Genomic DNA, 14,148 nt, shown 5'->3' with positions numbered 1-14,148 from the left:
CTAGGCAGCCGGCGCGGGTGGCACAGGACGTCGTCCCGCGTGGTGGAAGAAGCCGTCGGCGGGGACTACACCGCCGAGTCCGCGTGAGCCGGGAGAGCGTGCTGGTGGTCCGGGGTCGGGAGAGCGAGCTGCGGGCGTTCCTCAATGTTTGCCGTCACCGCGGCGCGTTGCTGTGCACCGAGGAGTCGGGGCAGACCAAGCGGACGTTGCGGTGTCCGTACCACGCGGTCGTACGGGCTGGACGGGACGCTGGTCGGCGCTCCGACCCTGCGGCATATGCCCGACGTCGACCGGGTGGCGAACGCGTTGGTGCCAGTGCAGCTGCGGGATGAGATGAGCTCGCGGGCGTGCGCGGCCGGAGGCGTGCTGGTTCCTGCGGAGCACCACCTGAGCACCTTCCACGGCTGGGTGCGGGACCGGATCGACTGCCCCCTGCGATGTGGGCGACCCCCGGCGCGACGGTGACCGAGTCGGACCAGCGCGATGCCTGCCTCGCGGACATCCGGGCTCGCGGGTGGGCGGCGGAGTGCGGCGAGCTACACGACCGGGTCGGTTGCAGTGTGGCTGCCGTCCGATCGCGAGCTGGCGAGCTCGTCGCCGGGGTGGTGCTGAGCACGAGTTCGGCCGTGCCGGAGACACCCACCCGGGTCGAGCAGTGCACGCACACGCTCGCCAAGTTGCTCGTCTGAGTGCTTGGGCCGGTACCTCGCCGCGGCGAGGATGGTCGACGCCACCTCGGCTGGCGGCTCGTGCTCCCAGAACCGCAAGACCGTCCAGCCGAGCGCCTCCAGCTGAGCTGTGCTCGCCGCATCGCGGGCTCGGTTCATCGCCATTTTGCGCACCCACCAGTCCGCGTTGGCCTTGGGCAGGTGGAAGTGCTCGGGGCAGCTGTGCCAGAAGCACCCGTCGATGTAGACAGCCAGCTTGCAGCGGAGCACCGCGATGTCCATCGTCCGCCGCCGCTGGCCGGGGATGCGGTATGTGACCCGGTAGCGAAGGCCAGCAGCTGTCAGCAGTCGCCGGACGGCCATCTCGGGGGCGTTGTCCCGTCGGCGCAAGCGGGACATGCGTGCGCGGATTTCGTCCGTCGATGCACCCGGGTGCGGCCCTGGGTCGACGGTGGGCATGAAAAGGGGGCCCGACGGACCGTCGCAGCCGGACTGCACTGCTCACCCCCCCTAGCACGGCAACCCGTTGGCGGCATTGACAGAAGTAGGACTCGGTCAGGCGAGCAAGCTGTCGAACAAGCGTCGAGTCTGCAGGCCGAACGAATATAGCTCGCCGCCGCGCAGGCCGCGGGCGGCTAGCACCTTGAAGGCATTCCGCGCAAGCAGCTCGAAGTCGGCGTCGCTCGTACGCTGCCGTTCCGGAAGTTGGGGTCCGGTTGTGGCTCTACATGGCGACCCAGCGGCTATCCCGCCACGCCCACCCCGGGTCCAGTTAACGGCCTGCGGACTGCCATCACCGGCCGCTCATGGAACCTCCCTTGCTGGGGTGCTGCGTCGGCGCAGCGCCTACGTAGTGAGGGGGCGGCCACGCTTCAGTGGCGAGTGCCCGTCCGAAGGCCCCGCTGGGAGCAGTTGAGGGTCACCTCGCACGGATTCTCCGGAGTACCGCCTACGCTGCGTTAGACCGCGGATGGTCTGTGTCAACGCGTCGGTGTGCAGGGAGGCCTGGCTTGGAGAGAGCAGCGGGGGCCGCCACGGCTCGTCGACAGCGAGTCGAGGAGGTCGTCCCGGCAGCGGCGCGAACCATCCTGTCCCTGCGCGACATCGGTTACGAGCTGCCTCAGGCGGTCGCGGACCTCGTGGACAACAGTGTGTCGCATGGAGCCAGCAGGGTGTCTATCGACCTGCACTTCGATGGCACGGACTCCTGGATCCGGATCGCCGACAACGGCCGGGGCATGGACACGGCGACCCTGACCGAGTCCCTGCGCTACGGATCCATGCGGGACTACGACAGCGACGACCTAGGAAAGTTCGGCTTTGGTCTGAAGACCGCCTCCACCTCGCAGTGCCGCCGTGTCGTTGTCGCATCGCGACGAGCCCTGTCGCGAGCCCGTATCGAGGTCCGAGCCCTAGACCTAGCCCAGATCGAGCGAACGAACCGGTGGGAAATCCTGATCGTCGGCCCCGCCGAACGTCCGGGCCACCTTGTCGAGCCGCTAAAGGAGACCACAGGAACGGTGGTCCTGTGGGAAGATCTCGACCGGATCTTGGACTATAAGGATCCTTGGGGTGGGTGGGCACGTCGAAAGCTTCTCGACCGGGCCGAGGCCATCGCCGAGCACCTAGGGATGGTCTTCCACCGCTTCTTGGCGGGGGAGGTGAGCGGCCACAAGGTGGAGATCCACGTGAACGGTGCCGCGGTCGACCCTTGGGATCCGTTCTGTCGGAACGAGTCGGGAACGACCGCACTGCCCGAGCATGATTTCCGCGTCGCCTCGGACGAGGGCATGGGAATTGTGCACGTTCGGCCATTCGTCCTCCCGGACAAGGGTGAGTTCTCAGATGCCTCCGCTTGGCAGCGGGCGTCTGGCCCTCTCAAGTGGAATCGGCAGCAGGGTCTCTACATCTATCGTGCGAACAGGCTGATCCAGTGGGGTGGCTGGAGTCGAATCCGCACGATCGACGAGCACAGCAAGCTCGCCCGTGTCGCACTCGATTTCTCCCCGAACTTGGACTCTGCCTTTGGAATAAACATCTCCAAGGCGATCGTCAAGCTGCCGACGGATTTTCGGGATGACATTGAACCCGTCGTGAACCAGGTGGCGCGGATCGCCTCCCAGCGATATCGCAAGGGGAACGAGACCCGGCCTACCGGCCGGACTGGCGCTTCCCCGATGACTCCGCGACCGGCCTTTCCGGCGCATCCAGCACCGGCCGCGTCTGGCTTGACGCCCCCGGCCACCGCCACGACTACCCGCTACACGGATCACGTCCTTTCAGCCCCCACGCCTGCCGGGTCCACTGGATCGAGTATCGAACCGCCCATTCGACGAGCGATTGAGGCTGCCGCGCAAGCGGCGGGAGAGCAGGAAGCGTTGCAACGAATCGTCGACAGCCTGCGTCGGACCGCGCCGGAGGTGGCAAGTGACCTCGGTTGGTGAACGCATCGAGGGGCACTTCCGCTTGGTTCGGATCCTGATGACTCGTGACTCGGTAACGTTCGAAGAGGCTCTTGCTGCTGCAGGACCTCTTGTGCCAAGCGACGATCATGAGGCTGTCCGGCGCCATTATCAGCAGCAGTCCTCTACGACCATCCAGGTCTTAGAGCCAGGCGCGCTGTCCGAGGGGGGGCCGCGGGAGTGGTTTGACGGATATGATCCCTCCCGGGGCTACTACTGGCGGCGTCAGCGCGACTATCTCGCGCACGAGGTTGGTCGAAAGGATTTCGAGCTCGATAGCCTAGACCGGGCCAGCAATAAGGTGTTGAGTCACCTAGAGGATCCGCGCTCCCCGGAGGGCTTTGCGATCCGCGGCCTAGTCGTCGGCCACGTCCAGAGCGGTAAGACCCAGAACTTCTCAGCGCTCATTGCCAAATCTGCTGATGCAGGTTACAAGATAGTCATCGTATTGTCGGGGCTGCATAACTCACTACGTCAGCAGACGCAGCGACGACTGGAGCGGGATCTGGGGCGAGAGAACGTCCCCGGGGTCGGTGAGCCCGAGGCTGGGAAGCGCTGGCAGTGGATGACCGGCGGTGAAATATGGGGCGATTTCGAACCTCGCGGTGTGAACGCGGCCATCCTTCAGGGCAATGAACAAGTCATCTTCGTTGTCAAGAAAAACAAGACGCGACTCGAGCGATTGAACGGATGGATGCAAGGGAGGGTGCCCGCTCACGTCCCCGTCCTCGTGATCGACGACGAGGCGGATCAGGCGTCCGTGAACACAGGGGGCAACCGGTCGGCTCGCGATGAGGTCGACCTCGTCGGCGGCGCTGATTTCGACGGGGACGTGCTGAGCGAGGATGAGCTCGACCCCAGTGCCATCAATCTCGAGATTCGCAAGCTGCTCCGCAACTTCGTGCGCTGCTCATACGTGGCGTACACGGCGACACCCTTTGCGAACGTCCTCATCGACCCATCTGCTGTCGACAGGGAGGGAGGTAATGACCTCTTCCCGAGCCACTTCATCATCTCGCTGCCGCCGCCCCCTGGCGACGTCTATGTGGGCGCTGCGACGCTCTTCGGTCGCGATCGGTTACCAGGCGATCCCGATACCAGCAGCCACGACGGTCTCGATGTCGTCGAATTCGTGCCCGATCACGAGGTTGACATGGTCGTGCCGCCTCCCAGGCAGCGTCAGGGATTCGTTCCCGCGATCCCGCCCAGCCTCAAGCAGGCGCTCGTCGACTATGTCCTCGCGTCGGCTGCCTGGCTTGAGCGCTCCGGCAAGGACGAGCCGTGCACGATGCTCGTGCACACAGACATGCGTCGGGCGCTCCAGAACGACCTAGCCCCCGACGTGGCCGCTGAGTTGGCTTACATCCGACAACGGTGGCTGTATGAAGCGGCCGAGTACCGTCCCCGACTCCGGGATCGGTGGGATACCCGTTTCAGGCCGCTCTCAGCCAGTGTGGATCTCGCGCGCGAAGTGCCATTTGAGACGATCGAGCCTTATGTCGATCGTCTTCTTCGGAGTGGAATAGTAGTCAGGGTGCTGAATTCGGATTGGCCTGACACCATCGATTTCGATGCCGAACCGACCCTCAAAGCCGTACTGATCGGCGGCAATAAGCTGAGCCGGGGCGTAACGATTGAGGGTCTCCTCGTTTCCTACTATGTTCGCGAGACGCTTTACTACGACACGTTGATGCAGATGGGACGATGGTTCGGGTACCGCGGACGTTACGTGGATCTGACGCGGCTCTACAGCACGGAACTGCTCGTCTCCTGCTTTCACGATCTGGCCACGGCCGAGGAGGAACTGCGCAAGCAAATCGCCCGGTATGAACACGAACGACTTACGCCAACGGAGTTTGTGCCGAAAGTTCGGACCCATCCTCAGATGGCAGTGACGCAGAAAAGCAAGATGCGTGCGGCCGAAGAGGTCAGCGCAAACTTCGCCGGACAGAGGGTCCAGGCGCTTCGCTTCCCAGAGCGGCCAACGGACGACCTGCAGATCAACGTTGGTGTCGCCGCAGATCTTTTCCGTGCGCTTGGGCAACCTGAGGCGTTCGAATCGGGTAAACCTTCATGGTCTGGCGTCGATCCGAGACTGGTCATCGCCTTCTTGAGCAACTTTCGTGTCATCCAGCAAACTGCAATCGATCCTCGCTCGGTGGTCGATTACATCGACAAGCAGCTCGAGCACGGTGAGCTGACGCGGTGGCGTGTCCTGCTAGCTTGCGCCAGCCAGGTGAGGACAAGTGCAGCGTGGACTACGGATCTAGGGGTCAGTGGGATGAAGCAGGTTCCGTTGATCGCGCGCAGCCGCCTCAAGAACGATCCGACCTCGCTCGGTGTTATCACGACCCCGAACGACGAGCTGCTTGGCCTAGAGGAGGCGGATATCCAGTCTGCAGACGAAGACGTGCGCGATGGAAAGTTTTCGTCCCTAGCGGAGGCCTACCGCGCCTACCGGAACCCCGCAGAGGGGCTCCTCGTCATCTATCCCATCAGCGCGGCTTCAGAAGCAGGTGGCAATGCCAAGAACCGGATTAGGCTGTTTGCGAATCCGGAAAATGTTGCTCCTCTCATTTCCTATGCTGTCTCATTCCCCGCGAGCCGGAGCAATGCCACTGTGGAATACGTCTCGGCGCCGCCGCCGAAGGGCACCTTGTGACGCCAGAGGAGCTCCAATCCCGCTGGAGGGAGATCATCATTCCAGCGTCCGGCCGTGAACTGCAGGCGATTCAGGTGTTGGGTCAGTCGGGGGTCTGGGTAGCGCGGGATCACAGCGCACGTCCGCACTTGTTGGTGCGGATTCCCGACGGTGCGTCGTTCAACGCTGCCGAGACGCACGGCCTCGGCGTAGGCGTCGGACGACACCGGATCATGGGGCTGCCCGACGCTACGTATGTCGACTTCGTCTGTCTCGATCAGGCGGTCCTGCACACGTTCGCGGCTGTTACATCGGATCTGGTTCGGGCGGTGTTGGAGGCAGACCTCGATGCGCGGCGGGAGAAGTTGCTGTCTGTGCTAAGCGAGTGGCGCTGGTTTTGGGGAGTGGACCCCTCCCGCCTCTCCGCCACGGACGCGCTCGGGCTGTTCGGAGAGCTCTGGTTCCTCGTCCGGTGGGTCGGCGTCTCATCGAAGGCCATCGAGGCATGGGACGCATCAAACGGAGCCCGGCACGACTTCCAGTGGCCAGCCCAGTCCGTGGAAGTCAAGACGACGTCAAGCGGGGGTGCGGTCGTTCACAACATCGAGCGCCTCGAGCAGCTCGAGGATGCGGAGACCGGGCAGCTCTACCTGTTCAGTCTGCGGGTAAGCCGGGACGCGCTCGGGGCCAACACCCTGGCAGGCCTCGTGCACGCGGCCACCGGGGCGCTGGCCGACGATCCTGCGGCCCGCTCCGAGCTGCTTGCCAAGCTGAGTCGGCGCGGCTACACACCCGCCGCGGATGAGCACGCCCGTGTTCCGTTCCGCGTTGTCGACGAGGCGCTGTACCGGGTGGCCGACAGCTTCCCGCGCCTGACGAGAGCGTCGTTCGCGGACGGGCTGCCTCCCGCCATCACGAAGCTGTCGTACCAGCTTGATATGAACGCATGCGCCGACTGGCGCGTCGCCGAGACACCCGACACGGCGCGCTTCCGATGACGGTGCTTGCTCGTACCCCTGTCAGCGTGTTCTCCTGGTCGCCGATCTGGGGGGAAAGGAATACTTGGTGGGACACTACGGCGTAACGCTTCAGCGAAGCGACGCCCTGCGGCTGCCGCCGCACCCGGAAGGTCCCAGTGTCCGCACTCTCCGCGCGTGGGCCCATGGCCAGGTAGCTGCGGGCCGGCCCATCGCTGTCGACCTGTTCTCCGGAGCAGGTGGGTTGAGCGCCGGGGTCGAGGCCGCTGGTTGGGCGGTGGCGGCTGCGGTTGACCATGATGCGCGGGCTCTCGAGACGCACCGGCACAACTTTCCGGGGCTCGCCTTGGACTTGGACCTCGGCGAGTCGGCCGCCAGGGACTCCTTCGTCAACCTTTTTGCGGACATTCCGGTTGATCTGGTGGCCGGCGGCCCTCCCTGCCAGCCCTTCAGCCGAGCTGGTCGGAGCAAAATTCGTAGCCTCGTCGAGGCCGGCACGCGTGACGCGGTCGACACGCGGCGGGAGTTGTGGGCGGCATTTCTTGACATCGCCCTACGTCTCAAGCCGCGAGCCATTCTCATGGAGAACGTCCCCGATATGGGGCTGGGTGATGACTTCCGGGTGGTCCGCACTATGGTGGATGCTCTGGAGGCGGCTGGCTACGCAACGAAGGTGCAGTTGGCCGAGGCTTGGCGTTTCGGCGTCCCGCAGCATCGCAAGCGACTCATCCTGCTCGCTCGGCGGGACGGGTGCGCGTTCAGTTGGCCTGATGAAGCACCCGTGGTGACAACCCTGCGCGACAGCATCAGCGATCTGCCGGCGCTCAACGGAACGACGGGTGCACGGGAGATGCCTTATGTGGCCCCACCTACCTTCTCGGCATTCGCTGCGCGGATGCGAGAAGGAGCCGTCCCCGAGGTGCTCCACGACCACATGACGCGGCCGGTGCGACCCGACGACCTCGAGGTCTTCCAGATGATGACGTCCAAGACCTTGTACTCGGATATCCCTGAGCACCTCAGGCGATATAAAGCGGACAGTTTCGACGACAAGTACAAGCGACTCGACTGGAACGATGTCAGCCGCTCGATCACGGCGCACATCGCCAAGGACGGGTACTGGTACATCCATCCTGAGGAGCACCGAACCTTGACGGTCCGAGAGGCTGCCCGGATCCAAACCTTCCCAGACGAGTTCCGTTTCGCAGGAACTCGGAGTGATGCCTTCCGGCAGATTGGGAATGCTGTGCCCCCGCTGCTGGGGGAGGCAGCTGCCCGCGCCCTCGGAGGGTACGACCGCCCCGCGGCCGGGGATTCAATCAACTGGCTCCAAGTGCGTCGGCAACTGGCTGATTGGGCGGCGAAGCAACGCACCGGGGATTATTGGCACACACTCCCAGGTTCAGCCGTGACCCCGCCCGTGGCTATTGGGGCGGCCGTGTTGTGCAGCACACGTACAGATCTAAAAGTGCAGGGTGACGCTCTGCGTCATTTCCGTGGCCTAGCCGAACTGTCGGCCTTAGCTCTCAAGGGTGCAATCGAAGCGCTTCCCGCTGGCAAGGCCGGCCGGTCGCTAGAGCGACTGCGGCCGCTCGTCCGGCGGAAATCAGCCTGGGTCGCGCCTGAGTCCGTCCCGCAGCTAATCGCTCTGACTCCCGCCGAACGGCAGGTTTTTGCACTGTTACGCGGGGAGGATCTCCTTCTGCGGTCGCAGGGCGTCTTGCGTGTGGCTGCCCGGGTTGCGGGCAGTACGTCGCATGAGACTAATCGCCTGTCCGATGGCAGGATCGACCTCGCGCGACTCGTCGGTGGTGGAGAGGATGCTGCCCTACGCATGGCCGGGCTGCGCCTCCTAGCGGCTACGCGCTGTAAGAAGGAATTGTCCGACTGCTCTGACTGTCCTCTTGTCGCGGCGTGCCAGACGGCGCAGGGGGGCGTCGCTGCTAAGGCCTAATCATTGCTGCAGTTTCTCAACGGACCGTGCGGTTCGTCGAGTGCGCCCGGTCGGCGGCGGCCGCCTCTGCTGGTGAGGCGGAAGCCGTGGCCACATTGTGGCGGTTGCTGCAGGGCGTTGACTTGGGTGGACGCCGAAGGGTGGCGGCACGTGGTCAGCGTCGGCGACGTGCTGGTGGTCTCGCCGTGCAACAACTAGGTCGCGCTGATCCGCGGGCTGCTGCGCCGATGGCGCCTCCTGCCCTTGACCGAGTCCAAGGGCAGGAGGCGCCGTCCTGTACTCGATGACGTCGACCAGCGCGGAGGACGCACCCCGCGGGGCCCCCCTTCTTCACAACCTGCACCGGCTGAACATGGCGGTGTCGCGGGCGAAGGCGCTGGCGGTCGCAGTGATGAGTGAGGAGCTGCTCGACGCCCCGGTGCGGACGCCTGAAGTGACCCCCGTCAGGCGGACACCTCGTTCTGTGTCAGGTGCATGTTCTCGTAGTCGGTGGGGCTGAGGTTGCCGAGCCGGGAGTGCCGGCGGCGGGTGTTGTAGAAGCCTTCGAGGTAGGAGAAGACCTCCATCTCCAGCTCGTGGCGGGTGGGCCAGGAGCGGCGGTAGATCAGTTCGGTCTTCAGCGTGGCGAACACCGATTCGGCCATCGCGTTGTCGAATGCCGACCCGACCCGGCCCATCGAGGCCAGTACCCCGGAGGCGCGCAGCGCCTTGCCGAACTCATAGGAGGTGTACTGGCTGCCGCGGTCGGTGTGGTGCACCGTTCCTGCAGCGGGCTTGCGGGTGGTGATGGCCATGCCGACGGCGTCGAGGACGAGCTCGGTGCGCAGGTGGTCGGCCATCGCCCAGCCGACGACCTTGCGGCTGAAGGCGTCGACGACCACGGCGAGGTAGACGAAGCCTTCCCAGGAGCGCAGGTAGGAGATGTCGGCGACCCACAGCTGGTTGGGGGCGGCCGCGGTGAAGTTCCGCTCCACCCGGTCCGGGGCGGTCGCGGTGGAGACCGCGCGGCGGCCGTACTTGCCTCGCCGGCGCCGGTGCACGCCCTCGATCGCACCCAGCCGCATCAGCCGCGCAACCCGTTTCCGGTTCCAGCCGTGCCCGCGGTCGCGGACTTCTGCGGTCAGCCGGCGGGCGCCGTAGATCCGGCGGTGGGCTACCCAGGCCTCACGAGCGGCCTCGATCGCGTAGGCCTCGTCGAGCTCGCCGGCTGTCGGCCCGCCGGCGCGGGCGGCCCATGCGTAGAAGCTGGTGGGGCTGATCCGAAACACTCGGCAGAGACGGCGCACGCCGTAGCTGGTCTTCTCCGCGGCGATGAACTCGCAGACCAGTCCGCGGCTCACCGGCCCGTCTCCCGAGCGAAGAAGACCGCGGCTTTTTTCAAGATCTCCCGCTCGACTTCCAGCTCAGCGACCTTGCGCCGCAGCCGGGCCAGCTCCATCCGCTCGTCGGCACTGAGCGCGGCCGGCCCATCGGCTCGCTGACGCTTCTCGGCGGTGACCCAGTTGCGCAGCGTCTCGTGGTTGATGCCCAGCTCACTGGCGACCTCGCGGACGCTGCGGCGGCTGTCCAGCACCAGCTGCGCGGCTCGCTGCCGGAACTCCTCGGGGTACTTGCTCCGTCGGCCCATCCGGGCCCTCCCTCCTTGGCTGATGCCAAGTCTGGAGGTGTTCAGCCGACGGGGGTCACTTCAGCCGGAGCAACTGCGCCAGGTGAATGCGCTGTGTCGTCTGGTCGAGATGGCGACCGTCGTCGGCTGAGATGCCGGCGGCAGGCCGAGCGTTCCGCGGGCAGTCTTCCGGTCGATCTCTCGGTCAACCACGCCGCGCCGTGACGGGCAGGAGGGGTTGGCGCAGCCGACAGAGCGTGCGGCCCTCGGTGGTCACAGGTGCTCGGACAGAGCGTCGTGCACGGCGACCGGGACGGGAACCGTGAAGTACTCCCGGCGCCTTGCCTTGACCAACAGGTCACTCAGCTGCTGACCGCCGAGACGGAGCAGCCTGAAGTTCTCGGGATCTCCTTGGCGCACGTTCTCGACCAGGTACAACCAAGAGTGATCCGGGTCGGCGCGAGCAGCGTGGTACTGGGCCGGTTCCAGCCACAGGTCGTATCCCCGGGAGCTCGTGCCCGCCGCCTTGACCTCGATGATGCGGTCGCCGCTGATGAGGTCGGCGGAGGCGCTGTTGTCCTGGCGGGTGTCCCGCGCCGTGCGTCCTTCCTTCGTCTCCTGCTCGATGACGAAGGCAATGGCGGCGTCCTCGATCGCCTTGATGCCGGAGATCGGCGGGGGTGTCGCATTGCTGGGGTCCACGGGTCGCTCCTGGGGCAGGCGGTAGAGGGTCGGGTCGCACAGGGTGGCGGAGGAGGCCGACACGGACCAGCACCCGGGCTCCCAGTTGCTGCGGGGTTGGCGATGGACTCAACGCGGGCGGAGGGGGCCCGGGCCATGGGCACCGACGGGGGTGCTTTCGGCTTCACCGATTCCTTCGGCTCGATCTGATGGGGCCTCACGGTGGTATCACCTTGGTATCGTCGCCCGCATGGCGCTGACCGTACGAACCGATGACGAGCTCGAGCAGGCACTGACGGCCCTCGCAGAGGCCGAGGGCACCTCTCGTCAGGAGGTCATCCGACGGGCCGTGCTCGAGCGGTACGAGCGCAGCGGTCACGCCGGCCGGGTCGAGGAGAGCTCCGCCCGGCTCATCGACCGGTGGGGCGACGTGCTGCACCGCCTGGGCACGGTGTGAGCGACGTCGAGTACCTGCAACTCGACGATCTCCTCGCTCTCGTCCGCGCGCTGCGCACCGGCCCGGTGCGTGATGTCGGCCTGTTGAGTGCTGCCGCGGCGCGACCGCAGGCAACGGTCTTCGGGGAGGAGGCCTACCCCACGGTGCCGCAGAAGGCGGCGGCGCTGCTCCACTCGCTGGTCGGCAACCACGCCCTCGTCGACGGCAACAAGCGGCTGGGCTGGCTTGCCACCGTCGTCTTCCTCGACCTCAACGGGCACGCTCCCGACCTGGACGACGAGGCCGCCTTCGTGCTGGTGATGGACGTGGCTGCCGGCGGCGCTGAGGTGGCGGAGATCGCCGACCGGCTGCGGGCCGTCCCCATCGGTCGCGGGGCGTCGACGCCTCCAGGGTCGACCGGCCGACAGGACTGATCAGCCCGGACGGCCCGCCGACGCAGGCCGTACGGTACGCGGCACACCGTCGTGCTGCCGCGGCCAGCCTGGCTCGTGTCGAGGACTGAAGCGCTCCGCGCTCGATGTCGTGCCAGGGCAGTCATCAGCTGCACCAGGAACGTCGCCGCGTCACCGATTCGACGCAAGCGGCCCTCGTTCGTCGGTGGCGCATGTCAGGGTGCCCGTGCTCGACCTGTGCACGCCCTCGCGGGTGCCCGGCGCAGGCCGACTCGCATCGATCCACGGGGGACAGTCATGAGTGACGACATCCAGCTGATCAGCGACGGCGATGGCCTGGCGGTGATCGGCGAACCGGCAGCCGTCGAGCGCTTCGTCGCCGACCAGGGTCTGTCAGCGAAGAAGCTCGAGCTGTCGCGGCTGAGTGGCTTCCTCAGCGCCGGGGGAGCACTGGCACAGGCGGGCTCCGAGATCGCGGCGAACTCGGGGCGCTGGGTGAAGCTGACGCCGGAGTCGGCGCAGCACGTCAAGCAGTTCGGGCTGATGCCGAGCAAGACACACGGCGTCAGCCACGCCATGGTCGGGCGGCCGGGCGAGATCAAGAAGTGGCTGCAGATCGACAAGGGACCCGGCACGCTCGCGAGGAACCCGGCGCTGCTCACCGGTGCCGCCGGCATCATGACGCAGCTCGCCATGCAGCAGGCCATGGACGAGATCACCGACTACCTCGCCACGATCGACGAGAAGCTCGACGACGTCCTGCGCGCGCAGGAGGACGCCGTCCACGCCGACCTGATCGGCGTCGGCCTGGACATCGACGAGGCCATGACCCTGCGCGAGCACGGCGGCCGGGTCAACGAGGTCACCTGGTCCAAGGTCCAGGGATCGTCGTCGACGATCGCGCGGACCCAGGCGTACGCGGTGCGACAGCTCGAGGCGATCACCGAGAAGGTCGAGCACAAGGCGAGGATCAGCGAGCTCGCCGACGCGACCAAGGACGTCGCGGCCAAGGCCCAGGGGTGGCTCGCCGTCCTGGCTCGCACCTTCCAGCTCCAGGACGCGATCGCCGTGCTGGAGATCGACCGCGTGCTGGAGGTGGCGCCGGACGACGTCGACGGTCACCGCCTCGGGCTCAGGGCAGCCCGGCAGAAGCGCCTGGACACCATCGCGCAGGTCACCCACCACCTGCTGACCCGCATGGCCGACGCCGCGGGCACGGCGAACGCGAAGGTGCTGCTCAACCCGATCCAGTCCCCGGCGATCGTGCAGTCGAGCGAGAAGGTCGCCCTCGCCGTCGCGGACTTCCACGGCCCGCTCGGGATAGCGTCCGGACCCGAGCTCGTGGAGGCGCGGGCGTGGACGGCTGCGGCGACGGAACTCAAGGGGAAGGTCCTCGACACGGGGGCAGAGGGTCTCGACGCCTCCCGGCGCCTCGGCACCGAGACCCTCGACCGCGCCAAGTCGGTGACGGGTCGCATCTCCGGGGGGATCTCGGGCGGCATCGCCGGAGGGATCGCCGGCTTCCGTCGGCGCGGGAGCGCCGAGCCGGACGCCGGCGAGGAATGAGCGCCGGCCGCGGCACCGTGACGCGCACCCGCCGTGTCGGCCGGGCGCGGTCGACGTCCGGCGGCATCATCGACCGGTCCGCTGCGACCGGCGCGGCGCGCATCGAGGGGTGAGCGTGCAGGACACCGAGGCGCCGATGCTCGACTTCGAGTCGGCGGCGGAGACCCCCCGCGCGCCCGCGGCCGGCGCGCAGGCTGGCCGACCGCGCTGGGCCAGCCTGTCCGCGGTCGTGCTGGACGCGGTCTGGACGCCCGGCACCTCCCACGGCCGGGTCGTCGTCCCCCTGGTGCACCGGGTGCTCGGCCCGGCGGCGTCCGGGCCGATGACCACCACCGAGCTGCCGGCCACCGACAGCCACCCGCTGCCGCGCCTGCTCGCCCGCTTCCCCGACGCCCCGGCGCTGGAGGAGGCCGCGCAGAACCGGCAGCGCACCTCGACCCGGGGCGGCGTGCCCAAGGCCGAGGCCGTCCTCCGGGTCGCCCGCATCCTCGTGGCACACGGCCTCCTCGGCGTCGACGACCTCCCGCGGGTGCTCGCCGACCCGGCCGCGATGTCCCGGATCGACCGGGCGCTGCGCGGCGTCCCCGGTGAGGGGGAGCACGGTTCCCGCCGGCACCGCCTCTGGCAGCTCTGCGCCGCAGGTCAGGGCCTCACCCCCGCGGGGTAGCTGAACTCACCGGTCCGGTAGAACTCATCAACCTCGTACGCAATCGATCCGAGGGGTGAGGGGTGAGCTGGGCCATG

Annotated in this window: 13 protein-coding genes and 1 pseudogene; 10 read left to right on the top strand and 4 right to left on the bottom strand. The window is 66.9% G+C overall.

Annotated elements, in window-relative coordinates:
- Positions 1 to 17: 17 nt before the first annotated feature.
- The gene (locus JD78_RS22195; protein WP_228395435.1) at positions 18 to 332 is read left to right on the top strand and encodes a Rieske 2Fe-2S domain-containing protein; all 315 of its coding nucleotides are present in this window, start codon (positions 18 to 20) and stop codon (positions 330 to 332) included.
- A gap of 105 nt (positions 333 to 437) precedes the next feature.
- Positions 438 to 569: pseudogene (locus tag JD78_RS22880) on the top strand (hypothetical protein); the annotation flags it as partial.
- Here JD78_RS22880 and JD78_RS10635 read toward each other — a convergent pair.
- Positions 537 to 1,067: a very short patch repair endonuclease gene (locus JD78_RS10635; protein ID WP_153362394.1), complete on the bottom strand. Its 531-nt coding sequence runs from the start codon at positions 1,065 to 1,067 to the stop codon at positions 537 to 539. The pseudogene JD78_RS22880 and the gene JD78_RS10635 overlap by 33 nt on opposite strands.
- Positions 1,068 to 1,543: 476 nt before the next feature.
- On the opposite strand from JD78_RS10635, the gene JD78_RS10630 reads away from it, so the two are divergent.
- The 4 genes from JD78_RS10630 (at position 1,544) to JD78_RS10615 (ending at position 8,702) form a co-directional block, all read left to right on the top strand.
- Positions 1,544 to 3,112: an ATP-binding protein gene (locus JD78_RS10630; protein WP_323368972.1), complete on the top strand. Its 1,569-nt coding sequence runs from the start codon at positions 1,544 to 1,546 to the stop codon at positions 3,110 to 3,112.
- On the top strand, positions 3,096 to 5,792 hold the full coding sequence (locus tag JD78_RS10625; RefSeq protein ID WP_153362392.1) for a Z1 domain-containing protein: 2,697 nt from the start codon (positions 3,096 to 3,098) through the stop codon (positions 5,790 to 5,792). Before JD78_RS10630 ends, JD78_RS10625 begins: the two co-directional genes overlap by 17 nt.
- On the top strand, positions 5,789 to 6,769 hold the full coding sequence (locus tag JD78_RS10620) for a PD-(D/E)XK motif protein (RefSeq protein WP_166521129.1): 981 nt from the start codon (positions 5,789 to 5,791) through the stop codon (positions 6,767 to 6,769). Before JD78_RS10625 ends, JD78_RS10620 begins: the two co-directional genes overlap by 4 nt.
- Positions 6,770 to 6,992: 223 nt before the next feature.
- Positions 6,993 to 8,702: a DNA cytosine methyltransferase gene (locus JD78_RS10615; RefSeq protein WP_166521128.1), complete on the top strand. Its 1,710-nt coding sequence runs from the start codon at positions 6,993 to 6,995 to the stop codon at positions 8,700 to 8,702.
- 443 nt (positions 8,703 to 9,145) lie between these two features.
- Here the strand turns inward: JD78_RS10615 and JD78_RS10610 are convergent, their stop codons facing one another.
- The 3 genes from JD78_RS10610 to JD78_RS10600 all read right to left on the bottom strand — a co-directional run bounded on the left by JD78_RS10610 (position 9,146) and on the right by JD78_RS10600 (position 11,010).
- Complete coding sequence (locus JD78_RS10610) at positions 9,146 to 10,042, bottom strand: IS3 family transposase (RefSeq protein ID WP_153362660.1); 897 nt, start codon at positions 10,040 to 10,042, stop codon at positions 9,146 to 9,148.
- Positions 10,039 to 10,329 (bottom strand): transposase, encoded by a 291-nt coding sequence (locus tag JD78_RS10605; RefSeq protein ID WP_166521127.1) that lies wholly within the window; start codon positions 10,327 to 10,329, stop codon positions 10,039 to 10,041. Before JD78_RS10605 ends, JD78_RS10610 begins: the two co-directional genes overlap by 4 nt.
- 252 nt (positions 10,330 to 10,581) lie before the next feature.
- The gene (locus JD78_RS10600) at positions 10,582 to 11,010 is read right to left on the bottom strand and encodes a protein NO VEIN domain-containing protein (RefSeq protein WP_153362433.1); all 429 of its coding nucleotides are present in this window, start codon (positions 11,008 to 11,010) and stop codon (positions 10,582 to 10,584) included.
- 229 nt (positions 11,011 to 11,239) lie between these two features.
- Here JD78_RS10600 and JD78_RS10595 point away from each other — a divergent pair, with 229 nt between their 5' ends.
- From JD78_RS10595 to JD78_RS10580, 4 genes are all read left to right on the top strand, one after another.
- Entirely contained in the window at positions 11,240 to 11,446 is a 207-nt protein-coding gene (locus tag JD78_RS10595; RefSeq protein ID WP_153362432.1) for a ribbon-helix-helix domain-containing protein, read from the top strand.
- Positions 11,443 to 11,859 carry a type II toxin-antitoxin system death-on-curing family toxin gene (locus JD78_RS10590; protein WP_153362431.1) on the top strand — a complete coding sequence of 139 codons (417 nt, stop codon included), beginning with the start codon at positions 11,443 to 11,445 and terminating at the stop codon, positions 11,857 to 11,859. Before JD78_RS10595 ends, JD78_RS10590 begins: the two co-directional genes overlap by 4 nt.
- A 276-nt stretch (positions 11,860 to 12,135) precedes the next feature.
- Entirely contained in the window at positions 12,136 to 13,404 is a 1,269-nt protein-coding gene (locus JD78_RS10585) for a hypothetical protein (RefSeq protein WP_153362430.1), read from the top strand.
- 109 nt (positions 13,405 to 13,513) lie between these two features.
- Positions 13,514 to 14,071 carry a hypothetical protein gene (locus JD78_RS10580; protein WP_153362429.1) on the top strand — a complete coding sequence of 186 codons (558 nt, stop codon included), beginning with the start codon at positions 13,514 to 13,516 and terminating at the stop codon, positions 14,069 to 14,071.
- Positions 14,072 to 14,148: the final 77 nt, after the last annotated feature.

The sequence above is a fragment of the Modestobacter roseus genome, from assembly GCF_007994135.1.
Classification (GTDB): domain Bacteria; phylum Actinomycetota; class Actinomycetes; order Mycobacteriales; family Geodermatophilaceae; genus Modestobacter; species Modestobacter roseus.
The sequence above is the reverse complement of the archived record's forward strand: the minus strand, read 5'-3'. Positions and strand labels throughout refer to the sequence as shown.

What these genes read in the sequence shown, in the direction of transcription:
- JD78_RS10635 (WP_153362394.1), bottom strand. Translation starts at nt 1,067, where the DNA reads ATGTCCCGCTTGCGCCGACGGGACAACGCCCCCGAGATGGCCGTCCGG.
- JD78_RS10605 (WP_166521127.1), bottom strand. Translation starts at nt 10,329, where the DNA reads ATGGGCCGACGGAGCAAGTACCCCGAGGAGTTCCGGCAGCGAGCCGCG.
- JD78_RS10595 (WP_153362432.1), top strand. Translation starts at nt 11,240, where the DNA reads ATGGCGCTGACCGTACGAACCGATGACGAGCTCGAGCAGGCACTGACG.
- JD78_RS10585 (WP_153362430.1), top strand. Translation starts at nt 12,136, where the DNA reads ATGAGTGACGACATCCAGCTGATCAGCGACGGCGATGGCCTGGCGGTG.